General features: G+C 37.5%; 22 protein-coding genes. 5 read left to right on the forward strand and 17 right to left on the reverse strand.

Annotation, left to right across the window (positions count from 1 at the left end; translation table 11 throughout):
- Positions 1 to 87 precede the first annotated feature (87 nt).
- The 3 genes from IEV17_RS01400 to IEV17_RS01410 all read right to left on the reverse strand — a co-directional run bounded on the left by IEV17_RS01400 (position 88) and on the right by IEV17_RS01410 (position 2,840).
- Positions 88 to 1,320, reverse strand: coding sequence for a dihydroorotase (locus tag IEV17_RS01400; protein ID WP_004662589.1), 1,233 nt, complete (start codon positions 1,318 to 1,320; stop codon positions 88 to 90).
- A 12-nt stretch (positions 1,321 to 1,332) separates the two neighbouring features.
- Positions 1,333 to 2,349 (reverse strand): aspartate carbamoyltransferase catalytic subunit, encoded by a 1,017-nt coding sequence (locus IEV17_RS01405; protein WP_004662590.1) that lies wholly within the window; start codon positions 2,347 to 2,349, stop codon positions 1,333 to 1,335.
- 119 nt (positions 2,350 to 2,468) lie between these two features.
- The gene (locus IEV17_RS01410) at positions 2,469 to 2,840 is read right to left on the reverse strand and encodes a hypothetical protein (protein WP_004662592.1); all 372 of its coding nucleotides are present in this window, start codon (positions 2,838 to 2,840) and stop codon (positions 2,469 to 2,471) included.
- Between the two features lie 338 nt (positions 2,841 to 3,178).
- On the opposite strand from IEV17_RS01410, the gene rlmKL reads away from it, so the two are divergent.
- A complete protein-coding gene (gene rlmKL, locus IEV17_RS01415; RefSeq protein WP_004662594.1) occupies positions 3,179 to 5,383 on the forward strand; it encodes a bifunctional 23S rRNA (guanine(2069)-N(7))-methyltransferase RlmK/23S rRNA (guanine(2445)-N(2))-methyltransferase RlmL in 2,205 nt (734 codons plus the stop codon).
- Positions 5,384 to 5,396: 13 nt separating this feature from the next.
- Here rlmKL and IEV17_RS01420 read toward each other — a convergent pair whose 3' ends face one another.
- Together IEV17_RS01420 and clpB are read right to left on the reverse strand one after the other, a co-directional pair.
- Entirely contained in the window at positions 5,397 to 5,816 is a 420-nt protein-coding gene (locus tag IEV17_RS01420) for a hypothetical protein (protein WP_004662595.1), read from the reverse strand.
- 167 nt (positions 5,817 to 5,983) lie between these two features.
- Positions 5,984 to 8,563, reverse strand: coding sequence for an ATP-dependent chaperone ClpB (clpB, locus tag IEV17_RS01425; protein ID WP_004662597.1), 2,580 nt, complete (start codon positions 8,561 to 8,563; stop codon positions 5,984 to 5,986).
- A 262-nt stretch (positions 8,564 to 8,825) separates the two neighbouring features.
- On the opposite strand from clpB, the gene IEV17_RS01430 reads away from it, so the two are divergent.
- Positions 8,826 to 9,626: a peptidoglycan DD-metalloendopeptidase family protein gene (locus IEV17_RS01430; RefSeq protein WP_034601476.1), complete on the forward strand. Its 801-nt coding sequence runs from the start codon at positions 8,826 to 8,828 to the stop codon at positions 9,624 to 9,626.
- Positions 9,627 to 9,694: 68 nt separating this feature from the next.
- Here the strand turns inward: IEV17_RS01430 and IEV17_RS01435 are convergent, their stop codons facing one another.
- A complete protein-coding gene (locus tag IEV17_RS01435; RefSeq protein WP_004662601.1) occupies positions 9,695 to 10,117 on the reverse strand; it encodes an OsmC family protein in 423 nt (140 codons plus the stop codon).
- A gap of 147 nt (positions 10,118 to 10,264) precedes the next feature.
- Between IEV17_RS01435 and crp the strand changes: the two genes are divergently transcribed.
- Positions 10,265 to 10,972, forward strand: coding sequence for a cAMP-activated global transcriptional regulator CRP (crp, locus tag IEV17_RS01440; RefSeq protein WP_004662603.1), 708 nt, complete (start codon positions 10,265 to 10,267; stop codon positions 10,970 to 10,972).
- A gap of 214 nt (positions 10,973 to 11,186) precedes the next feature.
- The gene (locus IEV17_RS01445; RefSeq protein ID WP_004662605.1) at positions 11,187 to 11,963 is read left to right on the forward strand and encodes a M48 family metallopeptidase; all 777 of its coding nucleotides are present in this window, start codon (positions 11,187 to 11,189) and stop codon (positions 11,961 to 11,963) included.
- Positions 11,964 to 12,036: 73 nt separating this feature from the next.
- On the opposite strand, the gene IEV17_RS01450 is transcribed toward IEV17_RS01445, so the two are convergent.
- From IEV17_RS01450 to IEV17_RS01495, 10 genes are all read right to left on the reverse strand, one after another.
- A complete protein-coding gene (locus IEV17_RS01450) occupies positions 12,037 to 13,764 on the reverse strand; it encodes an acetyl/propionyl/methylcrotonyl-CoA carboxylase subunit alpha (RefSeq protein ID WP_004662608.1) in 1,728 nt (575 codons plus the stop codon).
- On the reverse strand, positions 13,757 to 15,340 hold the full coding sequence (locus IEV17_RS01455) for a 5-oxoprolinase subunit B/C family protein (RefSeq protein ID WP_004662611.1): 1,584 nt from the start codon (positions 15,338 to 15,340) through the stop codon (positions 13,757 to 13,759). The genes IEV17_RS01450 and IEV17_RS01455 overlap by 8 nt, the downstream gene beginning before the upstream one ends.
- A gap of 32 nt (positions 15,341 to 15,372) precedes the next feature.
- Entirely contained in the window at positions 15,373 to 16,131 is a 759-nt protein-coding gene (locus tag IEV17_RS01460; RefSeq protein ID WP_004662612.1) for a LamB/YcsF family protein, read from the reverse strand.
- A 140-nt stretch (positions 16,132 to 16,271) separates the two neighbouring features.
- Positions 16,272 to 17,078, reverse strand: a complete 807-nt coding sequence (locus IEV17_RS01465) for a helix-turn-helix transcriptional regulator (protein WP_004662614.1) — start codon at positions 17,076 to 17,078, stop codon at positions 16,272 to 16,274.
- Between the two features lie 172 nt (positions 17,079 to 17,250).
- Positions 17,251 to 17,793 (reverse strand): YbhB/YbcL family Raf kinase inhibitor-like protein, encoded by a 543-nt coding sequence (locus IEV17_RS01470; protein ID WP_004662616.1) that lies wholly within the window; start codon positions 17,791 to 17,793, stop codon positions 17,251 to 17,253.
- A gap of 246 nt (positions 17,794 to 18,039) precedes the next feature.
- A complete protein-coding gene (locus tag IEV17_RS01475) occupies positions 18,040 to 18,915 on the reverse strand; it encodes a class I SAM-dependent methyltransferase (protein ID WP_004662617.1) in 876 nt (291 codons plus the stop codon).
- 94 nt (positions 18,916 to 19,009) lie between these two features.
- Positions 19,010 to 20,530 (reverse strand): flavin-containing monooxygenase, encoded by a 1,521-nt coding sequence (locus tag IEV17_RS01480; protein ID WP_004662620.1) that lies wholly within the window; start codon positions 20,528 to 20,530, stop codon positions 19,010 to 19,012.
- Between the two features lie 83 nt (positions 20,531 to 20,613).
- The gene (locus IEV17_RS01485) at positions 20,614 to 21,438 is read right to left on the reverse strand and encodes an SDR family NAD(P)-dependent oxidoreductase (protein ID WP_004662621.1); all 825 of its coding nucleotides are present in this window, start codon (positions 21,436 to 21,438) and stop codon (positions 20,614 to 20,616) included.
- Between the two features lie 39 nt (positions 21,439 to 21,477).
- Positions 21,478 to 22,452 (reverse strand): metal-dependent hydrolase, encoded by a 975-nt coding sequence (locus IEV17_RS01490; protein ID WP_004662623.1) that lies wholly within the window; start codon positions 22,450 to 22,452, stop codon positions 21,478 to 21,480.
- A gap of 301 nt (positions 22,453 to 22,753) precedes the next feature.
- Entirely contained in the window at positions 22,754 to 23,713 is a 960-nt protein-coding gene (locus IEV17_RS01495) for a metal-dependent hydrolase (RefSeq protein ID WP_004662626.1), read from the reverse strand.
- 486 nt (positions 23,714 to 24,199) lie between these two features.
- Here IEV17_RS01495 and IEV17_RS01500 point away from each other — a divergent pair, with 486 nt between their 5' ends.
- Positions 24,200 to 24,817: a TetR/AcrR family transcriptional regulator gene (locus IEV17_RS01500; RefSeq protein ID WP_004662628.1), complete on the forward strand. Its 618-nt coding sequence runs from the start codon at positions 24,200 to 24,202 to the stop codon at positions 24,815 to 24,817.
- Positions 24,818 to 24,869: 52 nt separating this feature from the next.
- Here IEV17_RS01500 and IEV17_RS01505 read toward each other — a convergent pair whose 3' ends face one another.
- Positions 24,870 to 26,054: an OmpA family protein gene (locus tag IEV17_RS01505; RefSeq protein ID WP_004662630.1), complete on the reverse strand. Its 1,185-nt coding sequence runs from the start codon at positions 26,052 to 26,054 to the stop codon at positions 24,870 to 24,872.
- Positions 26,055 to 26,056: the final 2 nt, after the last annotated feature.

A 26,056-nucleotide genomic window follows, 5' to 3' on the forward strand; every position in this document is an offset into this window, starting at 1 on the left:
ATTTACGGAAAATTTCTAATAATGAATTAACTTACTAAAAAGTTAAGCAGAATAAATCACAAAATCTATTCTGCTCAGAAACAAAGTTTAGATGAATGTCTGTAGCGCTTTACCTTTCAAGGTCTGGCCTAGTAAAGGTGTATTTTTACCTTGAGATAAAATTGTCTCTTTTGATACTACCCACTCTAGTTCTGGATCAACCAACACCCAACCTGCTTCTTGCTGCCAACGTTCAGTCATATTTGCAACTTGCGCGGGAATTGAAGTCACTTTTTCAACCCATTCTAATGGTTCAAACAGACTTTCTTGAATCAGTTGCACACCCAAAGCTACATAAGTATCAAAAGCCGTTATTCCCGGTTGCGTTTCTGCAAAAGGCGCCATTTTCGCTGAGCTACTTAATGGTTCATGATGAGTACAAATTGCATCTATCACGCCTTCTTTCACACCTTGACGTAACAATGTTTTATCTTGCTCAGAACGTAATGGTGGACGAACATGCGCAAGTGAGTTAAAACCCTCAGTGAGTTGTTCAGTCAAATGTAATTGGTGCATCGCAACATCCGCAGTGACTGGCAAACCTTTGGCTTTAGCTGCGCGAATCAAATCAACTGACGCACCGCAAGACAATAAACCAAAATGTGCTTTCACGCCTGTTGCTTCAATCATCAAAAGGTATTTAGCAATTGCAACTGTTTCCGCAATCGCAGGAATCATTGGTAAACCTTGACGAGAAGCGATAAAACCTTCGTGTGCACAACCATCTTTTGCAAGCTGTGGCTCTTCGGCATAAAAGACAACGGTCAAATCCAAACCAGCAGCATACTCAAGAGTACGAATTACAACATCATCATTTTCAAATGCTGCATTGGCATTAGAAACAGCAGTACAACCACCTTTCTTTAAACCTGCCATATTAGCCGGCTGCTTCCCATTCAAACCTTGAGTTTGTGCACCAATAATATGTAGATAAATACCACCATCTAATTGTGCCTTTTCAATCAGACCATGAATGAGTGCGCCATTATCTTGTACGATTGGCTTTGAGTCTGGTGGAGTAATAACATGCAAAATACCATTCGCACGCGCAGCTTTACCTTCTGACTTTAATGTCCCATGTTGTTGTTGCCCTGGCTCACGTAAGCGTGCGCACAAGTCAACCATGGTTGGCATTAACCATTTACCTTGACCGTCAATCGTTTCATCAACTGGATCTGCGCTATCAACCAATTTACCATTCTTAATATAAACCGTTTGAACTTGATCAGTTTTTTGAATTGGATCGAGCACACGGACATTTTCAATTTTTACAATACTCATGTGATCTATCCTTTAAAGTGCGATCGCTTCAATTAAACCTTGTTCTTGTAACTGCCCTTGCATCGCAAGTGCCAACACTGCCATACGAACCGCAATCCCATTAGTGACTTGCTTCAAAATGACAGATTGATCTCCATCGGCAACGCTTGAATCAATTTCAACACCACGGTTCATTGGACCAGGATGCATAACGATACAATCAGGTTTAGCGAGCGCCAAGCGTTCTTTGTTTAGACCATACATTTTGTAGAATTCAGATTGTGAAGATAATGCAGGTGAATCAATACGCTCATTTTGAATTCGCAATGCAATAATCACATCACAGTCTGTCACGCCTGCATCCATTTTATTAAACAGGCGTACATTTTCGCCATATTCATTAAAACCAACTGGTAACAGCGTATTTGGTGCAATCACGCGAATATCTTTGCAACCTAATGTTTGTAAAGCAGCCACATTGGAACGTGCTACACGTGAATGCTTAATATCACCAATAATGGCAACACTGAGCGCTTCAAATGGCTTTTTAGTTTCACGGCGAATGGTCAACATATCGAGCATTGCTTGAGTCGGATGCGCGTGGCGTCCATCTCCTGCATTGATAATTGCAACTTTAGGACAAACATCTTTGGCAATAAAATGTGCTGCCCCAGAAGATGAATGACGAACTACGAAAATATCCGCAGCCATCGCTTCTAAATTCCAAAGCGTATCACGTAAGGTTTCGCCTTTAGAGGTACTTGAACGTGCAATATCGATATTCAGAACATTTGCAGACAAACGTTTTGCAGCTGCCTCAAATGTAGTGCGAGTTCGAGTAGAGTTTTCGAAGAAAAGATTCATCACCGTCAGCCCTTCTAATAACGGACGGTTAATCAAATTATTATTATCATCTAAAAAACTTTGTGCGGTATCTAAAATCTTGGTCAGGCTTTCTTTAGAAAGACCTTCAATGGTTAAGAAGTGCTTTAAATTTCCTTGTTGATTCAATTGAACCTGACTTGGTTGATGCAGGGCTGCAATATGCATAAAAGATTCCTATAGGTCGAATCACCAAAACTTGCATAGTGTAGCCCAATTTCTCTACTTTCGCAGAACAACTTTTCACCATTATGTTGCAATTAATTAGGGAGTTGCAACATAATGAATTAACGTAATGCACCAATATAGTGATGAGCAACTTGCGCTTTGTAAATTTCCTCATCAGTTACTTCTGAGGAATATGTATCCAAATCATCAATAATCGTATTGATTGAATTATCTTTAGCTTCATCTAGGGCTAAAATTGGCTCAGGGTATAAATCAATTAAAGAACCTAAGCGTGCAGCATAACGTTCTAACTCTGTATCTTCAGTTGCTAATGCGATTTCTACGACATACTTTGCATAATCTTTATCGTGGACTAAATACATAACATCAATAACTCGACCAGACACTCGTCTTAATCGCACGTACATTTGAGTTGCAACAGAAAAGGCTTCGGCATTTAGTACAAGTTCATGGTTCATATTTGCTTTCATAACGTCCTCACATCGTTGGGAGAAGTGTTTCTTGATAATTCAGTTTTAGAAAAGCAAAATATGTACCAACCATTAAAAACAAATAAAAATTATTTTATGACATGGTGAACTTATCTGATAAGTAAAAAATCATATGCTGAAAATTTAAAGCAAAGAAGTGATTCAATCTAAATAAGTAATACAGTATTACTAACCCAAAGAGCTTCACAATATGCCTTAGACCACAAATTAGAATTAATCTATGGAATATACTAAGGCTAAACACCAAAAGAAAAACCGTATTTCTCTTCCAAAATCAGTTAAAATAGTCGATTGCTAAAAATGTTTTGGAAATTTGAATGAACGCTAAACCACGTCTAACAGACTATTGGGTGACCTGTGCTGACGGGCTTGAAACCTTATTACAACAAGAACTTGAGAATTTAGGCATTCAAAATATCCAACGTTTTGCTGGACGTTTAATATTTAAAGGCACGCTTGAGAATGCCTATCGCGTTTGTATGTGGTCTCGTTTAGCCTCTCGTGTGTTGTTACCAATTCATACCCATGAACTTGAATTCACACATGACGCACGTGATGTTGCAGAAGAACTCTACGAGGGTGCGATTAGCTTTGATTGGTCTCTTGTTTTTGCACCACAAAGTACCTTTGCTATTCGTCTACATGTAGAACGCGAAATTAAAGTCAATACACAGTTTGCTACACTACGAGTTAAAGATGGTGTAGTTGATTCATTTATGGAGGCGGTTGGTAAACGCCCAAGTATTGATATTAAACAGCCCGAAATTACACTTTATGTACTAGCTGGTAAAACCGAGCATACTTACTGCCTAGATTTATCAGGTGATTCTTTACATAAACGTGGCTACCGTCACTTTATGACGGATGCACCTATCAAAGAAAATCTTGCAGCAGCAATATTACAAAAAGCACAATTACAACAACTACAACCTGATTTAATTCTTGACCCAATGTGTGGTTCAGGAACATTCATTATTGAATCATTAATGATTTTAACTGATCGTGCACCAGGCTTAGTACGTCGCTTTGGCTTCAATGGTTGGCATGGACATGATCGTGAATTGTGGTTATCACTTAAAGCAGAAGCAGCAGAACGTCATGCAAAGGCTTTAGAGCAACCTCTACCTAAGTTTTATGCCTACGATGCGGATTGGGAAGCGGTTAAAGCCACTCGCCAAAACATCATTGCAGCAGGTTTTGAAAAAATACTTGATCAAATTCAAATTGAAGAGCGGACTTTAGCAGATTGGGATGATTTCCATGCTGAAGGTAAAAAAGCCTTTATTGTTACCAACCCTCCTTATGGGGAACGTTTAGGTGATAAAGCCTCTAGTCGATCATTCTATTTAGGTTTATCAGGATTATTACAGAAGAATTTTCCAAATCAGCCTGTTGCCGTGATTGCAGCACAAATTGAACAAGCAGATGTACTAGCCATCACCGAACCTCAAACTTTACGTTTGATGAATGGTAAACTTCCAATTTATATCCGTTTCGGCACAGTAAAACCTGCAGCCGTAGTTCAACCATTCTTAGCAACATGGCAACCTCAACAATTTGAAAAAATTGAAGGTGCGGAAGACTTTACCAATCGTTTGCAAAAAAATATGCAAGCCTTAAAAAAATGGGCTGTGAAAGAAAATATTTTTTGCTTACGTTTGTATGATGCCGATTTACCTGATTTTAACATTGCCGTAGATTTATATGGAGATCGTTTGCATGTTCAGGAATACGCACCACCAAAAACGATTGATCCTGAAAAAGCAAAAAAACGTTTTAATTTGGGTTTAGCTGCCATTCGTGCAGTAACAGGCTTAAATCGTGATGCAATTTTCATCAAAACCCGTGCAAAGCAAACGGGAACAAATCAATATGAAAAACAAAGCACTGCGTCTAAACGTTTTATTGTGCAGGAAGGCAAAGCTAAAATTCTCGTCAATTTAACAGACTATTTAGATACTGGTTTATTCTTAGATCATCGTCAAATTCGTCTAAGAATTGCCAAAGAAGCACGTGGCAAACACTTTCTTAATCTTTATAGCTATACCTCAACTGCTAGCTTACATGCAGCACTTGGCGGTGCAGCAAGTACCACGAGTGTCGACCTATCAAATACTTATTTGAATTGGTCAAAAGAAAATTTTGTATTGAATGGTTTAACGGTAGATCATGCTGATGAACAACATATGTTCTTTTCGAGCGATTGCTTTGAGTGGTTGAAAGAAGGCCATGAACAATACGATCTCATCTTCATTGACCCTCCAACTTTCTCTAACTCAAAAAAGTTTTATGGCACATTTGATGTACAGCGCGACCATGTTTCTCTGCTTAAACGTGCAATGAACCGTTTAACCAGTGATGGTACTTTGTACTTCTCAAATAACTATCGTGGGTTTGAGCTAGATGAAGAAATCGAAGCAATCTATCAAGTTGAAGAAATTACTTCTGAAACGATAGGCCTAGACTTTAAACGTAATCAGAAAATTCATCGTGCTTGGAAAATCCAACACCAACCAATCTAAATTAATATTTAATTTATCTATAGGTTATTTTGGTTTTTCTGACGTTAGGAGAGTCAAATTCATAGATCATATAAGTATCAGGAGCCTCATCATGAGGCTTCATATTTGCCTTCTTCTTCTCTCGCACATCCATTACAGAGGTTTTCTTTTGCTCTTGATATGGTGATAAAGCCCCTTCAGCAAGCATACTAATCCTTATTTCACGCAAATTACGATCACTCAATATGCGTTGAGAACGCCAACGTTCTTCCTCTGGCTTCATTGCATCTCGTTGAGCTTTTTCAATAATATTAGGCAAGGATCTATTTAATGCACCTGTTTGTAATGCTAAAGATCCCTCTGACATCGGTTGTGCAGCCGAACCAATTAATGGTAAAGCCGTCAAGAACATAATTACACCAATATACGTGTAATAATGCTGCTTATTCTCCATTTTAATTCATCCTGAATTTTTTTCTTATTTATTCCGAAACTACCAAGCTTTTCATAAAATCGCAATGTCATTGGTAATATTCCTTAGGAAATCAGATAAATTGCACTGATATAAAAAAAGATGGTGATTTTCATCACCATCTTTTTAGCCAATCATTCAAATTAGATTTAGCTAAGTTTAATTTTATCAAACACAAGCTGACCACTATCACCTTTAATCAGAATATTATCTCCCGGCTGGAATTCACCAGATAAGATTTTCTGAGCCAAGTTATTTTCAACTTGTTGCTGTATTGCACGTTTTAGTGGTCGTGCGCCATAGATTGGATCAAAACCAGCTTCAATCAATAGATCAAATGCACTATCATCAACAGTTAAGGCCATATCTCGTTCGCTCAGACGTGAACGTAAACGATTCAATTGAATATCCGCGATACCACGAATTTGAGCTTTCTTCAACGAATGGAAAATGACTAATTCATCAATACGGTTAATGAACTCTGGACGGAAATGCTGAGTTACAGCACTCATTACCACTGTTCGAACTTCCTCATCAGTTGCACCTTCACCTAATTCACGTACATCTTGTGAGCCTAAGTTAGATGTCATCACAATGACCGTATTTTTAAAATCGATAACACGACCTTGAGAATCAGTTAAGCGACCATCATCCAATACCTGTAACAGGATATTGAATACATCTGGATGAGCTTTTTCCACTTCGTCAAATAACACTACGCTATATGGCTTACGACGAACAGCTTCTGTTAAAACCCCTCCTTCTTCATAACCCACATATCCCGGAGGAGCACCCACTAAACGGCTGACCGAATGCTTTTCCATAAATTCAGACATATCGATACGAATCATGGCATCATCACTATCAAACAAGAAGTTTGCTAATGCTTTAGTTAACTCGGTTTTACCTACACCTGTCGGTCCAAGGAATAAGAATGATCCACTCGGACGATTCGGATCAGATAGACCTGCACGTGAACGACGGACTGCATTGGAAACTGCAACCACAGCTTCATGTTGCCCGACTACACGGTTATGTAAAAACTCTTCCATATTCAGTAGTTTTTCACGTTCACCTTGTAGCATTTTCGCCACAGGAATGCCTGTTGCCGCACTCACTACTTCAGCAATTTCATTTTCAGTCACTTTGGTACGAATTAGCTTCGGTTCTTCATTTTCCTCAGCGACTTCCGCTTGATCCAAGCGTTTTTGCAACTCAGGAATCACGCCATATTGTAAGCGTGCTGCTTCAGCCAAATCACCTTCACGTTTTGCTTTTTCTAAAGCAACACGTGCTTGATCCAATTCAACTTGAGCTTTCTTATCACCTTCAACGAGTGTCTTCTCGGCTTTCCAAATTTCCTCTAGATCATTATATTCTTTTTGCTTTTCAGCAATTTGCTGTTCAAGATGATTCACTTCAGCTTTACTACCAGCGTCCTCATCTTTCTTCACTGCTTCTAATTGCATTTTCAATTGGATTAAACGGCGATCAAGTTTATCTAAAGCTTCAGGTTTAGAATCGATCTCCATTTTGATACGTGAAGCAGCTTCATCAATTAAATCAATGGCTTTATCAGGCAATTGACGGTCCGTGATATAACGATGCGACATTTTTGCAGCTGCAATAATTGCTGAGTCTAAAATTTGCACGCCATGATGCGTTGCATATTTTTCTTTTAGACCACGCAAAATCGCAATGGTATCTTCCACACTTGGTTCATCAACGAGTACTTTTTGGAAACGACGTTCTAGTGCCGCATCTTTCTCAATATATTGACGATATTCATCTAAAGTTGTTGCTCCAACACAACGTAACTCACCACGTGCTAAAGCAGGTTTCAACATATTACCTGCATCCATTGCGCCATCGCCTTTTCCTGCACCTACAAGTGTATGTAATTCATCAATAAATAGAATGACTTCACCTTCTTGTTTTGCAAGATCATTCAGAACGGCTTTCAAACGTTCCTCGAACTCACCGCGATATTTAGCACCTGCAAGCAACGAACCTAGATCCAAAGACAATACCCGTTTACTTTTCAGACTTTCAGGAACTTCACCATTAATAATTCGTTGCGCTAGACCTTCAACAATCGCCGTTTTACCCACGCCAGGTTCACCAATCAAGACTGGATTATTTTTAGTTCGGCGTGATAAAACCTGTATTGTGCGACGTATTTCATCATCACGACCAATTACAGGATCCAGTTTGCCTGCCAAAGCACGCTCTGTTAAATCAATGGTATATTTATTCAATGAATCGCGTTGATCTTCATGATTATTGCTCATGACTTTGTCATTTCCTCGAATATTTTCAATTACTTTGCGTAAACTATCTGGTGTTACCCCAGCACTATTTAATATAGTTTTAGTTTCACCTGTTTCCGCTAAACTTAACAACACCCAATCCGTTGATAAGAATTCATCACCTGCTTTTTGCGCATAACGATCAGCTAAATTTAAGATCTTTACTGCTTCAGGATTAAGATTAATATCTCCTGTTGGATTTGATAAAGTCGGTGCATTTCTTATCGCTTGTTCTAACTTTTGTTTCAACTCTGGCAAGCGTGCACCTGATTGCTGCAACAAACTTAAATTGGCAGGCTCTTCTAGCAAAGTCGATAAAATATGAATACCCGCAATAGAAGTATGGTCTTTACCCATTGCCAATGATTGTGCATCTGAGAGAGCTTGCTGTAAACGGTTCGTAAATTTTTCAAAACGCATTCTTGTTATTCCTCACAACAAATTTTTAACTTATCACTAAGATGGGAACACTTTTTAAAATTTCAAATAAAATTTATATATTTTTCAATATTTTGTATAAATTAAACTTTATAAAACTCAGTAATAATATGGGTATATAAACAATCTATTTCAAGTATATTTTGTATAATTTTCTATCTATTCTGATTTAAACAATATCCATATTGTTATTTTAGGGTGAAACTTTTAACTTAAGACTTTAGTTCGTTTAAAAATGATCATTATGCATTTAAGAAGAATTGTAATAGCTAGTATTTGCCTTTTCCCTATTCAGATAGTTATTGCTCAATTACCACAGAATTCACGACATGCAGGCGGTATAGCCGTTATTCCAATTCCATCAACGACTACCCAAGTTTTCTATGAGAAAAAACCAATTCTAATTGCACAAGAAGGCACTCAACGATACGCTATTTTTGGAATTCCTCTTTCTACCCCATTGGGAACGTTAAGCCTAACAACTAATGCTATGCCCATACAGATTGAAATACTGCCATATCAATATGCTGAACAACACATCAATGTAAAAAACCAAGACTATGTTAATCCGAATCAAAATCAACTTGATCGATATGCTTCGGAAGCAAAAGAACAAAATGAGATTTATAATTCTTTCAGTCAAAGCCATTGGACTAAATTTCCAACTTTTATTCCACCAACAGCAGGCAAGTTTAGTAACTCATTTGGACGCAAACGTTTTTTTAATAATGAAGAACGCGCCCCACATTCAGGTCTAGACATTCCAGCACCAATTGGCCAAAAAGTTGTAGCGCCAGCAGATGGCATTGTCGTTCAAACTGGTGATTATTTTTTCAATGGTAAGACTGTTTTGATTGATCACGGTCAAGGTTTAATCAGTATGTTCTGCCATCTCAGTAAAATTGAGGTTTCAAAGGGACAACATATTACTCAAGGTGAACTTTTAGGTTTAGTGGGAAATACAGGTCGAGTAACTGGTCCACACTTACACTGGGGAATGAGTTTAAATGATGCACGGGTAGACCCACAATTATTACTAAAATAAAAACTATGTCGATAAAAAAGTGATCTAAACAAATCGATCACTTTTTAGTTAAACTTAATAATTAAGTATTAATCAGCTTCTACAATTTCAAAGTCATGTGTGATTTCTACACCACCATCAGACAACATTTTGCTCGCAGAACAATATTTTTCTGCTGAAAGCTCAACTGCTTTTTCAACTTGCTTAGCTTTAACAGCTTTACCTGTTACCACGAAATGTAAGTGAATTTTTGTAAACACTGCAGGAATAGAATCAGCTCTCTCCGCTTTTAACTGGCATACAACATCGGTCACATCTTGGCGTGATTTCTTTAAAATAGTCACAATATCAAACGAAGCACACCCACCAAGTCCCATTAAAATCAACTCCATAGGACGTGGTCCACGGTTTTCACCACCATACTCAGCAGAACCATCCATCACTACACTGTGACCACTTTCTGATTTCGCTTCAAAAGCAACATTCTCTAACCAATGTACACTTGTTTGCATTGCAACTACCCGAAAAACGTTATAAATTTACTCTAGTTCTTGTACACTAACATAAAATGAGTTGATAAGGAATTTCATCTCTTCTGTGTAGAAAAGGCTCCATGGGGCCTGTGCGATCGGTTTTATCCAAATTCGGAAATTTTAAGCATGACTTCAAATTTTTCACATCTTAGCACTGATGCTTTGTCTCCAGGTCAATTACCTGAATCAGTTAAAGCATTGCTAAAACGTGCTCATATTAATAGATACCCTAAACGCACCACGATTGTTGACGCTGGAACGGAATCAAAATCACTGTATTTAATATTAAAAGGTTCAGTGTCAATCATATTACGTGAAGATGATGAGCGTGAGATTGTTGTTGCATATCTCAATCCAGGTGATTTCTTTGGTGAAATGGGGCTGTTTGAAAATAACCCTCAACGTACCGCAGAAGTACGTACTCGAGATGTTTGCGAAATTGCAGAAATCTCATATGAAAATTTCCACGAACTCAGCAAGCAATACCCTGACCTGAGTTATGCTGTATTTGCTCAGCTTGTTCGCCGTCTGAAGAATACAACGCGTAAAGTCACTGACTTAGCATTTATCGATGTATCTGGTCGTATTGCTCGTTGTTTAATTGACTTATCTGCGCAGCCTGAGGCAATGATTCTACCGAATGGTCGTCAGATTCGTATTACACGTCAAGAAATTGGTCGTATTGTGGGTTGTTCACGTGAAATGGTTGGTCGTGTTTTAAAAACACTTGAAGATCAAGGCATGATTCAAACTGACGGTAAAGCAATTTTAATTTTCGATACCTCTTTAGATGATAATGCATTTTCTGAAGATGAATTTGATGATGAGGATTAATCCCCCTCTAGCTTTAAGCTAATTTCAAAGCCAGTGCAAACCACTGGCTTTAATTTTATCCAGACAAAGCTAAACTATTTAGCTTTTCATCAATTCTGCTTACATAATTACTATGATTATAGAGATAATCAGAATATAAAGCCTTGCGAACTTTTTTTATAATTCTTGTTAATCATGGGTATATTTATAAGATACTGATTTGGAGCAAATAAGTATGAAAAAATTGGCTTTAAGCCTTTGTGCAATGACTGTAATAACGATTTCAGGTTGTGCATCATTTGCAGATATGGCAGGTGCTGACAGTGCCACATTAAACGCTCAGTCAGCTCAAAGCTTTGCAAAGATGACACAGGAAGCTCGTGCCAAGAATCAATTGGATATGAGCTCTAGTACTTATCAACGTATTAATTCAGTATTTTTGCGCTTAAAACCGTATGCTGACCAAATGAACCAAACCGGTCAGCGTTTTGATTGGCAGTTAGCAGTACTAAAATCAGATACTGTAAATGCCTATGTAGCGCCAGGTGGGAAAGTCGTTTTCTATACGGGTATTGTGAACAAGCTGAATTTGACCAATGATGAAATCGCAGCAATTATGGGACACGAAATGACCCATGCCTTAGAAGAGCATGCCAAAAGTAAAATTGGTGCACAAGCACTTACAAACTTAGCGATTGGTATTGGTACGACTTATGCGGGTGCGAATATTGGTGAAGCAGGTAATGCGGCAATTGCTTTAGGTAGTCAAATTGGTATTGGTTTACCATATTCTCGTAATTTAGAAAGTCGCGCTGATTTTGGTGGATTAATGCTGATGGCTAAAGCGGGATATAATCCAAATGCAGCAATTAGTCTTTGGGAAAAAATGGATCGTCTAGATGGTGCTGGTGGTGCATCATTCTTATCAACTCACCCATCAAATAGTCAACGTATTGGTGATATGCGTAAAAATTTACCTGCTGCTCTGGCAGTTTATAATAAACGTCGTTAATTTAGCCAAAGCCATTAGATCTCATTTTAGAGATTTAATGGCATATCCTTTAGCTGTCTTATATACAAAAACTCTAATTTATCTCAGCAATTTTTGAATCCGTTTCAACAGTCTGATTAATCTCTATCAACTTTTGAATTTTCCCCGTTTGCTGAGCAATAACAGGAACTTCCATTTTCATTGCTTCCATAAGTGCAATTGCCTCACCTTGGTTTACATGATCATTTTCTTGAACTTTCCATATAGTGATTACACCACTAATCGGTGCTAAGACACTATTATTACTTGGGTTATGATCAGAATCATTTGGTTTCTGATTTGGTGGCTGTGTCCCGACTAAACTAAAAAATCCATTTGGTAAGCCAATCTGATGCAACTTTCCATCTATTTCAATTGGATAACGTTGTAATTCAGCTTGATTGCTCAGTTTACTGCGTGAATAGTGAGGATAATCATGGCGACTATCTTGCTCAATCCAACGTGTATGTACTTTAAATTCGTCAATAAAGTCAGCATCTGACAGGATTGCACGATGGAATGGTAATACTGAAGCAATGCCCTCTATTTCAAAATGGGCAAGCGCTCTTTTAGCCCGTTGAATTGCAATCTCGCGAGTTGCACCAGTCACAATTAATTTCGCAATTAAAGAATCAAAATGACTTGAAACAACACTTCCAGTCATCACTCCCGTATCAAGACGAATACCAATTCCTGATGGTGGGTGAAAACGAGTAAGCTGTCCAAATGCTGGGATGAAACCACGTGCTGGATCTTCCGCATTAATTCGGAACTCAATTGCATGTCCTATTGGTTGTGGCATTTCTTGAATCGAAAGTGGTTGACCTAAAGCAATTCTAATTTGTTCGACAACTAAGTCTAGACCCGTAGTTTGCTCAGTAACTGTGTGCTCGACTTGTAGACGTGTATTAACCTCTAAAAATGAAAGTTGACCATTTTGACTAAGTAAATACTCGACTGTACCCGCTCCGATATAATCAGCAGCGCGACAAATTGCAATAGCAGACTGCACTATCTGAACTTCAATATGCTCATTGATAAATGGCGCAGGTGCTTCCTCGACTAGCTTTTGATTACGGCGTTGTAAAGAACAATCTCTCGTTCCTACGACGACAATATGTCCCTGTTGATCAGCAATAATTTGTGCTTCCAAATGCCGAGGCTTATCTAGATATTGTTCAACAAAACACTCCCCTCGACCAAAAGCTGCTAATGCTTCTCGCACAGCCGATTCATATAAATCGGCGACTTCGTTCAATTGCCAAGCAACTTTCAAACCACGTCCACCACCGCCATAAGCAGCTTTAATCGCAATCGGCAGACCATATTGTTTAGCAAAATCTAAGGCTTCTTGAGCTGATTGAAGTGGTTGTTCAGTACCATGAACTAAAGGCGCATTTACCGACTGTGCAATCTTACGCGCTTGTATTTTGTCACCAAGTTTATGGATAGTTTCAGGAGATGGTCCAACCCAAATCAGCCCCGCATCCATCACAGCTTGGGCAAATTCGGCACGTTCTGATAAAAAACCATAACCAGGATGAATCATGGTCACTTGGGCTTTATACGCAATATCAAGAATCTTATTGATATCTAAATAAGTTTGCTGTGCTGTTTGTCCTGATAATGCCCAAGCTTCGTCTGCAAATTGAACATGCAAACTGGCAATATCATCATCTGCATAAATCGCCACTGATGTAATATCCATATCCTTACATGCGTGAATAATGCGTACAGCAATTTCTCCACGATTCGCAATCAGTAGCTTATGTTTCTTATGCATCTTTTTTGACATCCATGAAATCAGAAATTTTACGAAATTGAATATGGCAACCAGCTGGAATCTGTGCAATTAAGTCCAAATGATATAAGGCAACTGCTGCGATCACAGGATAACCACCTGTAATAGGATGATCATTCATAAATAATACAGGCTGACCATTTGGAGGAATTTGCAAAGCACCTGTACAACAACCTTCGCTCGGTAATTCCTGCTCAAATTGTCGCGTTAAAGGCTGGTCACCCATTAATCTCAATCCAATTCGATTACTCTCTGTGCTCACTAACCAAGTTTGTTTAAACAATAAATCAAGGCTTTCTTCGGTAAACCAATCTGTACGCGGCCCTAACACGAGATCTATTTCAATAATCTCATCTCGTTTAGGTAATTTAATCGGTATTACATTTAAGCTGACAGGCTGCGCTTTTAATTGGGCAGAATGAATCTCATCACCCACTTGGATTGGTTTTGTACCCAATTCAGCCAAAGAGTCATAACTGGCACTTTTTAGTACTTGCTCAACGGCGATACCGCCACGTAGCGCAATATAATTACGAATGCCTGCGGTAGGTACAGCAATATAAATTTCATCGCCATAATCAAAAGCGATTGGCTGGTACATCATCACTTTGACTTTATTCGAACCTATATAACTCACCCAGACTTCCGTTTCAGCACCTGTCACAGCCACAACCGTCGGTTCCAAAACTTGTAATCGCACTCCACCATTTAAAACTTCCATGACGGCTGCATTCTGTGGATTACCAACAATTAAGTTTGCCTGACGAAATGCCTTTTGATCCATAGCACCTGCCCGCCCTACGCCTAGCTCAGCTAAATTTTTACGTCCTTCATCTTGGATCAATACTTGTAAGCCAACATTTTTAACGCGTAGCACAGCAGGTTTTTTAATCGATTTTCCTTGAGAAAATGTCTGAGCAGGCACACTAATTTGGGTTGGATTATGACTATCATCCTTGAAGATGACATGATCACTCGGCAGTAATAAAGCAGGCTGTTGTCGATGAATATCCCACAATATCTCATTAGTCTGTCCAATCAACTGCCATCCACCCGGACTATCTTGAGGATAAATACCGCTATATTCGCCTGCTAAACCTACTGCCCCTGCACTAACTTTTTTACGTGGTGATGCTAAGCGTGGAATACTGCCAAATATTTGCTCAGGATTGGTTAGATAAGCAAAGCCGGGAGCAAAGCCAATAAATGCAACTTGCCAATAAGAGTTGGTATGTTTCCGAATAACTTGGTCTGTACTCATTCCTAAATATTCAGCAACATTATTTAAATCAATACCGTTATAGCGCACACCGATAACGATTTCCTTCCCTTGACGCAAAGTATCCTGACTGATTTTTTGGCTTGAAATCCATCGAATCAGTGTATGCATCTCGACCAATAATGAATCAAAATAAATCAGTATGCTACGTGCAGCAGGAATAAGTTCTTTTATATGAGGATGCTGTGCTTGTTTTAAGCAGTAATGAACCGCCATTGTTTCTTCTAAACTTTCAAGCTCAATCAAAAAACAATCTAAATTAACGGATAGAAATCGCATAAAACGGCTCTTTTAAAATGTTTAAAACTCATTCAAAGACTAAAAGCACGAACTTCAATTTGATTTTCTAACAATACTTGGCGAATCTTTTCTGCCATTTGTACCGCCCCAAAGGTATCACCATGCAAACAAATGGTATCTGCCTGAATTGCAGTGAAGTCACCCTCAATCGACTCAATACCACCCTTCAAAACCATATTCAGTACACGCTGAGCTACAACTTCAGCATCATGTAAAACAGCACCTTCTAAACGGCGTGAAACTAGTTCACCATTACGATGATAAGCACGATCAGCAAACGCTTCAGAAATAACGCCAAGTTCCTGCTTACGAGCAAAATTAATTAATGGTGAACCCGCCAATGCAACTAACACTAATTTTTTATCTGAATGCTGTATTGCATCAATCACTGCTTGAGCTTGAGTTAAATTGGTGGCAATGGTGTTATATAAGGCGCCATGTGGTTTAACATAAGTTACTTTCGTTCCAACGACTTGAGCTAATCCCTGTAAAGCTGAGATCTGATAAAGCACGTCTGCGTATAATTCATCATAAGATACATCCATATTACGGCGACCAAAACCAACCCGATCTGGATACGAGACATGTGCTCCCACACTGACATTTTGAGCAGCAGCTTGTTTTAAGGTATTTAACATATTGACAGGATCGCCTGCATGAAAACCGCATGCAATATTGGCACTACTCACAATCGCAAGAATCTGTTCATCATTCCCCATTTTCCAAGCACCATAGCTTTCGCCTAAGTCGCTGTTTAAATCAATATGCATATATAAACCTAATGCTGATTTTTATGATCCGATAATTCAGTAATATATTCGAAGTGATTACAAAATCACATGTTTTATCGAATTTAACAGCTTGTAACTCTCGATTAACACATAGCTATACTTGAATTAATGATTTTAAATTACATATTTTTTGTTTTACGAAGTTCTCTTGGTGTCATGCCAAACAGCAGTTTGAACTGATCCGTAAATCGAGACTGAGATTGATAACCACATTGTTCAGCAATATTGCCAATATGTAATTGTGTGGTTTGTAATAAGTGCAAACCATATCCTAGCCGTACCTGATTTCGAATATCTTGAATATTATTTCCCTCACTTTTAAGCCTACGCCTTAAAGTTGAAGTACTCATAAATAAATTAGAAGCAATTAACTCTACAGGCCAATCATTAGAAAGACTCTCTGAGATCATCGACTGTACCTTCTCACTTACGCTTGGAGGCTCAACAATATTGCAAATATCGGTATAGCCCGAATGATAGAGAATCTCAAGGATTTCTTTTTTCCTGAATTTCATCACTTCAGTCGGTGCAATTGATGCAAATTCCATAAATTGGTACAAAGCATGAGCAAGTATTGGATTAATTTCACCTTGAACATATTTCTTATATGGCGTAAGACTTTTAGGCAGTTCTAAAAAATCTTCATATTCAAAATCAATAATTACCGCAAAATATTCTTCTTGAATCGGAATATTACGCATATCGATTCTAGGACTATTTGATAAGAATACAAAACTGCCTGAAAGGCATTCAATCACACCATGCTTACCCAGTTGTTTTTTACCGCTTAATATAAAAATAAGTAAAGGCTTTATAATCGGAACATTCGTAATTGTCTGTTCTCTATATGATGAATAAACTGAAAAAGGTAAATTGGCATGATGCTTAATGGATTTCTTAGCAATATCTATGAGTTTATTCAACATTGACATCAAACCTTATGAATACCATAAACCAACTTCCATTATTCTAAATAATATTAAACGACTAATCCTATTTACTTATCTCATTCTGCAAAGCAGATTATTCCTATTCGCATTAAATTATCAAATAGCCAATAAGAGCCATATTTCCAATGGCCCAGGCTTTGGATATATTTTATCTTTTATACAAAGCTTCAATCGTACTTGATGCTAATGCATTGGCTTTGACCATATAACCTGTTAAAGCACCAGAAGCATCCGCTGGTAATTCTAGTTTCTTTGAAAGCGCATATATAGTGAATTGGTAACGATGAGCACCATGACCTTGAGGTGGACATGCTCCACCAAATCCTTTCTGACCATAATCATTAGTTATATTAATGATACCTTTATAGTCTAAGAAGCCATCACCTGATGTAATTGAAGTCACTTCAGCAGGAATATTCACCACCTGCCAATGCCACCAACCACTGCCAGTTGGTGCATCAGGATCATAAGCCATGATTGCAAAAGCTTTAGTTGCTATTGGAGCACCAGTCCATGATAACTGGGGTGATTTATTTTCACCTGAACAACCAAAACCTTGGAATTCAAACGTATTTTTCATAAATACGCCATGCTCAATATCATTACTTTTTAATTGGAACTCATCAGCATGTGTCAATACAGTGCCTAAACAAATTATAGATAACATGAGTTGTACGATAGATTTATACATTTCGATCTCTTTGTATAGAAAACAGAGAAATCTTAATGCTTTTGCTCTACTTGCATTATCCCGAACTCATCATGTTTTCGCCTGAATCAGTCATATAAGGTAGATAAAATTAAAGAATACTTATAGCCTGATAATGTTTAAGCTTAAATTCTGATATTAAGATTCGTAAAAATACAAAATAGAATTAAAATTTCAATAATCTAACTCTGCTTTAGCAAATACGCTAAAGCAGTTTGAGATGCCAACTTATACCTTTAAACGTAAATGCAACATATGTGTCGCTATGGTATGACGAATATGATCTGCCCGATTTTTAAAATATCGTTCGCTTAAACCATCTCCAGACAGATCTTCAGCTACTTGATAACCCATTTGATTTACAGCTTGATGTAAAGCTTTAGGTCTAAATTGTCCTTTTAAGGGTTCCTTCAAAAAACGTGTGAATTGGGAAACGAACATACTTCCAAAACGTTCTACTCCAGATAATTCACGATAATCAATTGAATAATCCATTACTACTTCACTTTTTGCAGCAGCAATACTGCTAATACTTTTTAAAGTATGGAGTGTCGTTTGCGGTTCAAGATAATGGGTTGTACCTAACCAAGAAAAGAAGGCTGGTTGTTCTACTTGAAAGTTGCTCTTTGCTAATGCTTCAGCAATAGACTCTTGTTCAAAATCAATTGCAACAAACTCAACATTGGTTGAAACCTGATCGAACTGAGTTAACTTTTTTTGTTTCTCTGCTTGAGTGTCAGGGTGATCAACTTCAAAAATTTTTAAATGAGGATATTTTTTTGCTTGTCTCAGTGTAAAAGAATCTAATCCTGCCCCAACCAATACATATTGTTGGATACCAGCTTCGATAGCTTGCTGCAATAAATCTTCTGCATAACGTGATCGACCTACCACTTGACCCGTTAATAAGCCAAGCGTTCGATTAAATACAGAGGAATTCATCACTTTTACGGTCAGAGGCGTTGTTAATAATTTTTTCCAGCCTTTACTCGTTAATTCAAATGCAAAAGGATCAGAAAATACTGGGTTTTCAGCATTTTGAAAGTGATTCGCGCGCAATGCTGCTGCTGCTTCCGCCGTTCGGCTAGATTGTCCTTCTTTCATATTTCTTTCCTAATTTATTTCTATCATGCAAAAAATAAGCAGTAAATTCTATCCTTAGATAAAATTTACTGCCCTTTTATCACTTATCTAATGATTAGTTTGTTTTTTCAGTTTGATAAGTTACTTGATAATCGTTCAAATCCATACGTTTCAAACGCTGTTTTAACTGCTTCAATGACCATGGCCAAGCTGCAAAGTTACGACCATTTGCATCTAAATAATAACTCTTACAGCCACCCGCATTGAATACTGTCGTTTTCAAATGTTGCTGCACCAAATCATTATGCTTTTTGATTACTTCTGGTTTGATATTTAGCTTGCTAATACCTTTTTCTTTGATCTTAAGCAAACCATCCACAATATAGTCCAATTGCGCTTCAGCTAAACCAATAAATGAGTCATAAACTAATACGTTAGGACCCAAAATTAGAAAGGCATTCGGTACATTTTCAATACTTGTACCTAAATATGCTTCTGGAGAACTACTTTTCCATAAATCATTCAGACATTCACCTTTCTCGTTTGAAACACGCTTACCAATAGGTGGATGTGAAACTTCAAAACCAGTACCCCAAATAATTACATCGACCTCTTGACGCTCACCATTTGCAGATACAACTGTGTTGCCTTCCACTTTGACCAAACCATGTGGAATCAGTTTAGTATTAGGTTGTTGTAATGCTGGATAATAGTTGTTAGCGAACAATAAACGCTTACAGCCAATCGTAAAGTTAGGGGTTACATTTTTACGTAATTCAGCATCTTCAATTTGGAAACGTAAAATCAGTTTCGCTAACTCACCAACAGGCTTTAATACCGCTGGATTACGTAAACCAAAATTAATCGCATTAAGTGATTGTGCAACCGTTTTACGCCAAGCTTTTTGGATAAATGGGAATTTTTCAATCAATGCTTTACTGACTTCACCTAAGTCAGTATCAGGTTTTGGAACAACCCAAGGTGCTGTACGTTGATATACATATAACTCTTTTGCTAAAGGCTGAATCTGCGGTACAAACTGAATCGCCGAAGCGCCTGTACCAATAACAGCAATACGCTTACCTGTAAGATCGTAATCGTGATTCCATTTTGCTGAGTGGAACATTTCGCCTTTAAAAGTTTCTAAACCTTCAAGTTTTGGAATCTGAGCTTCAGTGATTGGACCCGTCGCAAAAATAACCGTTTTAGAAAGGAATTGACCTTTATTTGTATCAATCACCCATAAATTACGCTCTTTATCCCAAGCAGCATTTATGAGTTCAGTACCGAATTCAATTTTCGAACTTACATTGAATTTTTCGCTAACTTCTTCTAAATAACTTAAGATCTCAGGCTGACGAGCAAATAAATGACTCCATTTAGCGCTTGGTGCAAATGAGTATGAATATAATGCTGATGGAACATCACAACCACAACCAGGATAAGTATTTTCACGCCATGTGCCGCCGACACGCGTCGCTTTTTCAATGATCTTGTAGTTGGTATAACCCACTTGATCAAGACGAATTGCAGTTGCAATACCTGAAATACCAGCACCTACAATAAAGGTATCGTAAATGTGTGGAGGTAATGCTTTTTTGTCAGCAGAATTTAATTTTTTTGCTTGAGCTGTCATTTAAATATCCTTTCATCTATTGCTCTGAAATAAATGTATCTTCAATCTTATTTCAGTCATCAAAATCTTTTACCCGATGGGATTTACTTCATTAATCGGTACGATGTGCCCAAAAATTTTGCATATAAATTTGGTGCAGTACGTTTCATCAACCAAAATAATTTGGCGTCAATTTGAGGGATGGTATAAAGCTCACCTTTGTCTAAACGGTCCAATGTCAACTTTGCGACTTTATCACTGGTCGTGAATGCAAGATTGGTCAAGGCATAATCTAAAAGACCCTTATGCGGTACTTTGCCATTTTTGATGATATTGGTCGGAACCAATGTTGGGCAAAGTACATTGACCTTAATATTCGACTTTCTAAGTTCTGCTGACAGAGTTTCAGATAATGCACGTACACCCGCTTTAGAAACGTTATAAACAGTCATCTCTGGTGCTGCGGTAAAAGATGCTGCTGAAGCAACATTAATGATTGCACCATGACCTAATTGTTTGAACTTCGGTACAAAAGCACGACAACCATAGATCACACCCCATAGATTGATGTCCATACACCACTTCCAGTCTTCTGATGACATTTCATCGAACTTACCACCAAGACCAATACCTGCATTATTAATCACCAAAGTAACAGCGCTCTGCATCAATTGTTCAGCTTGCTCAGCCAATTGATTAACCTGCTCTTCTTTCGCAACATCACATTGTACCGCAAAGGCTTTTGCACCTAGCGCCTCAACTAAAGCTACGGTTTCTTTTGCCGCATCAAGATTGATGTCAGAACACACAATTGTGCCGCCCCGCTTTGCCAATTCAAGTGCAAAACTACGACCAATTCCACTTCCCGCACCAGTCACCACAGCAAATGCTTTTTGGCTCGGTTTGACCTTTTTACCAAATAATTTCATATTTGTTTTTCCAGTAATTTCGTATTTACTTGGCCCAAGTTATGCGTGAGTTGCACGTACAGGTGGTACAAATTCTTTAAGGAAATATGGTGACAATAATCCCGTTTCAGGATTAAGTAACCGCTCTTTGTAATACGCCATATACGCAGTAGTATCGTGGTCATTTGGATGAAAGCTTGGACGTAAGTATTCCAAGATATGCATAAAGCTACTACCAAACACGCCACGCTCACTACCAAACAATAATGCGGTACTTTCTAATACATCTTTCATATAGCGTGGATTGACCAAATTGCTTGGCTTACGTAAGAATGGCATCAAATAACCACCAAGTGATACACCACCTAAAATTGTCAAACTAGCTAAAAGAAAACCCGTAATTCTGAGCCAATAATCCCCCGATAATTCAAGGAATACATCATAGGCAATATCTTTGTGTTCAGACTCTTCCAACATGTGCCACATCCACATAGCACGTTGTCTTTCATCCTGTGAGCCAAGTAAATAGTCTTCATGCTGCATCATGAATTCAGCAAGCACTGCCGTGTAATGTTCAATTCCTGCCATCAATGACAGTTGTAATGACTGTGGTAATTTGTAAATACCGTAATCAAAAACTTTTGCGGCAATTGCACGAAGCAGCTGAACGGGATAACCATTCTCTTTCAAAACTTCATCATTGAACTGATTATGAATTTTTGAATGAATCGCTTCCTGCCCAATCAAAGAAGTGAGTCTTTGCTTCAAAATTGGATCATGAATAAAGTCACGGTGATGACGCGCTGTTTCAATTACGACATCTTCACCAAAAGTTAGAAAAATTGATAAAGCATGAAAATAAGATGTAGCCAATTCTTTGTTTAAGAAAAATTTTTCATCTAATTCACTTGGGTTAAATTTAAAATCAAAATGGCGAATAGGAATCGGTGATTTATTCGCAAAGTTCTGAATAATTCCCTGATATTTAGTACTTAATTTGTCTGAAAAGACACTTCGAATAACTTGAGCGACCATAATGTGATCCCCATGACGAGAGTAAATAAAAAATCAAAGAGTTACATAGCAATTAAAACGATAAAGTTGTCTATAAAATTATTTCTGCAACATTTAACACTTCAATTGTTAAACACTTAAGTTCAATGAAAACTCTTTTTTATCTCAGAAAATTTTGAAATTGATATTTCCTGAAAAACTTGTTTGCATAGTGCACGAGCAAAATATGGGCAACAAGAACCAAATCGCTCATAAGAATCTGAGCTTTTATGCCAACTCATATCATCACTATTGCTGTGCACCAATCAGTTATCCAACAAAATTAAGCAGCTTGAACTTTAGGTGTAAATTCCTTAAGAAAGAAAGGATGTAATGCACCACCTTCAGACAATAATTTCTTTTCGTAATATTCAAAATACGCAGATGCATCATGGTCATTAGGATGAAAATCAGTACGTAGATAATCAAAAATACGGCTTTGAGTACTACCAAAAACGCCATCTTTAGGACTAAAAACGAGTTTGACTCCACGCTTTGCATCTTTCCAAAATTTTGCAGTTAACATCTCTTGAGGCTTACGCAATACAGGAACAAATGTTGTCGCAAATGGAATTAAACCAAGAATGGTAAAATACGCGAGGAAAAAGCCAGAAACCCGGAGTGCATAATTACCATTTAATGTTTGATAAACATCGTAAGCGACATCTTTATGCTCAGACTCCTCTAACATATGCCACATCCAAAGCGCACGTGTTTTAGCGTCATCAGAGAAATAGAAGTTTTGCTCATGTGCCATCATGTATTCAGCTAATACAGCCGTAAAATGCTCAATCCCTGCCATTAAAGAAAGTTTTAATGGTTGTGGAAATTTTAAGAAAATATGATCAAAAAATTGCTCGCCCAAGAAACGATAAAGTCTCACTGGATAGCCAAGCTCAACAATTGCATCGTTAAACTCATTATGAAGTTTTGAGTGAATCGCCTCCTGACCAATCAATGACGTTACACGCTGTCTTAAAATAGGATCTTTTAATAAATCACGATGGTGACGTGCAGTTTCAATAACTAAGTCTTCACCATAGGTCAAAAATACAGATAGCGTAGCAAAGAAAATGGTCGCGAATTGATTGTTCATATAAAATGATAAATCGACTTGTTTGCCTTCAAAACCAATTGCCAAATGTCGAATCGGAATACTTTTTTTACTTGCAAAATCAATTTGCTCAGTTATCGGGTTAGATTTAAATAAACTTAAACCTTTCTTTAATGTGTTGCTAATCATGGCTACACCTACCTACTTCACTTGAGCGTCACTTGCCCTTTACATTCTTTGAATCAGGTTCATCTCTTTTCGTATAGCTACATATTCTTTGAGTTACGAAAAAACATTCGGGAGATTTTTGTGAACCTAATTTCCTACTAGAAACAATGTAAACCGATCTTATGTTCGGATTCAATTCGGGTAAAACAATCAATTTAATAACGCAATGATCAACACAAAAAGTTAGACATTTTTATTTAAAATTTAAAAATAAAATGGACTGAAATAAAAATAATATAATATATATCAATTATTTATTTTATTTAAAATACTTTAAGTAATCTATATTTTTTACTGATATAAAAGAAATTATTATTTTTATTACACTACATAACTTGATATTTAAAAGTATGTAATTTTATTTGTTCGGATTATGTAGGCTGATCTTTTACTTCCATGTGGAGCATGCTAATCTGACATTATGTTCGGATTTATATAACAATATTTATGGCTACTCGAAAACCACGTCAAACTCGATCAAAAGTAACAGTAGATACGATTATTGAAGCAGGCTTTATCGCTGTTGCAACAAATGGTACGAGTGGAACCACAACACGTCACATCGCCGATATTGCTGGCGTCAGCGTCGGCTCTTTATACGAATATTTTAAAAATAAAGAAGAAATCTACGATGCAATGGCAAAATCATTTGTCAAAGAAGTTCTAGACATGGTTAAAGAACTGACACCTATTATTGTCGAAATGGAGTTAGAACCATTATTTGAAATGATTTTCTATACTTTCCGTGACTTACTTACCCGTGCTAATGATCGCTATCTCATCTGTCTACGATATGCAACTGAACTTAAATATGAACGCTATATTGGACAAATTGAAATGGCATTGATGGAAGTTCTAATGAAATACATGATGCGCCACCCTAAATATTTGAAAGTGAGCAATTTGAGTGTTACAGCCTATATCAGTATCAATAGTAGTATTTTTAATGTGGCACGACATCTCATTTTGCCTAATCCACAAATTAGTTTCGATGAAATGGTCAAAGGCTTAAGTACGATGATTATTAGCTATATTGATGCAGAATTAGCTAAAGCTGAACGTTAAAAAAGAGCTTTATAGCTCTCTTTTTAACGCACTTTCATTGTTCAATAGAGAGTTATTTTTCTACTTGAAGATCCTGACGTTGCTTGAAAGTTGATACCTCTTTACCTTCTGGATCAACATAGACTAATTCGACTCTACGACTTAATGCATGACCAAATTTCTGATTTTCATCGTTAATTGTTTGATTTTTACCTTTTGCCTCAACAGCAACTCGATCTAAATGAATCCCTTGTTGTTGAAGGTATGCAAGCACACTCTGCGCTCGTCTCATGGAAAGTTTCAAATTATACTGTTCGCTTGCACGAGCATCAGTAAAACCGTACAGAGTCAAGGTGTAGGTTGGATTGTCTTTTAAGAACGTTACAACTTGATTTAACACATCAATCGATTCTTTTGACAAGTTTGATTGATCTAAAGCAAAGTGAACGACATTTGGCGCATTTGATGGAACTTTAACTATCAATGGTTCAGTAACAACTTTCTGTTCAGGCGACCAAATTGGCCACTTGCCTTTAACTCCATGACAACCTTTAGCATCACCATTCAATTCTTGTAAAGATGGATAATTAATTTTAGGTAATTCTAATACTGTTGCAGACTTACACGCAGATGCTTTGAGATTTGATTGATCAATTAAACTTTGAGCGGATAGAAAAAGTTCTCTTGAATGTCGCCATCCAAGTTCACAATGTTCTGCTGCTGCCCAAACCAACATCACTTCTGCTTGAGCAATCTCAGCCTGAGCACATGAAAAACCTTCGGTTTGCTTTAATAATTCAGCATTTGCCCAAAGGTCTCTGCGCATGACACTTGATTGAGAAAGAATAGCTGTTGTCAGCGTAAATTTTTCAATTTGTCCTTGTTCTAAGGCCTCAATAATAATTTTTGCTTGTTGCAGCGCTTCAATTCTCGCAGAACTTGGACTCTTTTCACTTCCTTCGTGAGCAGCGTAACTTAACCACGATAAGGCTTTTATCGCTTGATAATATGCAATATTTTCTGATGGTTTTAAATAAGGTATCAGACGTGTTTGTAATGCCGCAACTTGCTTATCTTTAGGATTATAAGGCTTCTGTTGATTGACATCTTGTACCAAAGAACTAGATTGCTCTCCAACAATAATTTGCTCAGATGCAGACTCAGCAAATACAGAAGTGCTTACTGCAAGCAAACTAGCAGAAACCCCTATATAAAAATAAGAACACATTTTATATAAATTATTGTGAAGATATTTCATGT

This window comes from Acinetobacter modestus (assembly GCF_014636095.1).
Lineage (GTDB): Bacteria > Pseudomonadota > Gammaproteobacteria > Pseudomonadales > Moraxellaceae > Acinetobacter > Acinetobacter modestus.

What these genes read in the sequence shown, in the direction of transcription:
- IEV17_RS01400 (WP_004662589.1), bottom strand. Translation starts at nt 1,320, where the DNA reads ATGAGTATTGTAAAAATTGAAAATGTCCGTGTGCTCGATCCAATTCAA.
- IEV17_RS01405 (WP_004662590.1), bottom strand. Translation starts at nt 2,349, where the DNA reads ATGCATATTGCAGCCCTGCATCAACCAAGTCAGGTTCAATTGAATCAA.
- IEV17_RS01410 (WP_004662592.1), bottom strand. Translation starts at nt 2,840, where the DNA reads ATGAAAGCAAATATGAACCATGAACTTGTACTAAATGCCGAAGCCTTT.
- rlmKL (WP_004662594.1), top strand. Translation starts at nt 3,179, where the DNA reads ATGAACGCTAAACCACGTCTAACAGACTATTGGGTGACCTGTGCTGAC.
- IEV17_RS01420 (WP_004662595.1), bottom strand. Translation starts at nt 5,816, where the DNA reads ATGGAGAATAAGCAGCATTATTACACGTATATTGGTGTAATTATGTTC.
- clpB (WP_004662597.1), bottom strand. Translation starts at nt 8,563, where the DNA reads ATGCGTTTTGAAAAATTTACGAACCGTTTACAGCAAGCTCTCTCAGAT.
- IEV17_RS01430 (WP_034601476.1), top strand. Translation starts at nt 8,826, where the DNA reads ATGCATTTAAGAAGAATTGTAATAGCTAGTATTTGCCTTTTCCCTATT.
- IEV17_RS01435 (WP_004662601.1), bottom strand. Translation starts at nt 10,117, where the DNA reads ATGCAAACAAGTGTACATTGGTTAGAGAATGTTGCTTTTGAAGCGAAA.
- crp (WP_004662603.1), top strand. Translation starts at nt 10,265, where the DNA reads ATGACTTCAAATTTTTCACATCTTAGCACTGATGCTTTGTCTCCAGGT.
- IEV17_RS01445 (WP_004662605.1), top strand. Translation starts at nt 11,187, where the DNA reads ATGAAAAAATTGGCTTTAAGCCTTTGTGCAATGACTGTAATAACGATT.
- IEV17_RS01450 (WP_004662608.1), bottom strand. Translation starts at nt 13,764, where the DNA reads ATGCATAAGAAACATAAGCTACTGATTGCGAATCGTGGAGAAATTGCT.
- IEV17_RS01455 (WP_004662611.1), bottom strand. Translation starts at nt 15,340, where the DNA reads ATGCGATTTCTATCCGTTAATTTAGATTGTTTTTTGATTGAGCTTGAA.
- IEV17_RS01460 (WP_004662612.1), bottom strand. Translation starts at nt 16,131, where the DNA reads ATGCATATTGATTTAAACAGCGACTTAGGCGAAAGCTATGGTGCTTGG.
- IEV17_RS01465 (WP_004662614.1), bottom strand. Translation starts at nt 17,078, where the DNA reads ATGTTGAATAAACTCATAGATATTGCTAAGAAATCCATTAAGCATCAT.
- IEV17_RS01470 (WP_004662616.1), bottom strand. Translation starts at nt 17,793, where the DNA reads ATGTATAAATCTATCGTACAACTCATGTTATCTATAATTTGTTTAGGC.
- IEV17_RS01475 (WP_004662617.1), bottom strand. Translation starts at nt 18,915, where the DNA reads ATGAAAGAAGGACAATCTAGCCGAACGGCGGAAGCAGCAGCAGCATTG.
- IEV17_RS01480 (WP_004662620.1), bottom strand. Translation starts at nt 20,530, where the DNA reads ATGACAGCTCAAGCAAAAAAATTAAATTCTGCTGACAAAAAAGCATTA.
- IEV17_RS01485 (WP_004662621.1), bottom strand. Translation starts at nt 21,438, where the DNA reads ATGAAATTATTTGGTAAAAAGGTCAAACCGAGCCAAAAAGCATTTGCT.
- IEV17_RS01490 (WP_004662623.1), bottom strand. Translation starts at nt 22,452, where the DNA reads ATGGTCGCTCAAGTTATTCGAAGTGTCTTTTCAGACAAATTAAGTACT.
- IEV17_RS01495 (WP_004662626.1), bottom strand. Translation starts at nt 23,713, where the DNA reads ATGATTAGCAACACATTAAAGAAAGGTTTAAGTTTATTTAAATCTAAC.
- IEV17_RS01500 (WP_004662628.1), top strand. Translation starts at nt 24,200, where the DNA reads ATGGCTACTCGAAAACCACGTCAAACTCGATCAAAAGTAACAGTAGAT.
- IEV17_RS01505 (WP_004662630.1), bottom strand. Translation starts at nt 26,054, where the DNA reads ATGAAATATCTTCACAATAATTTATATAAAATGTGTTCTTATTTTTAT.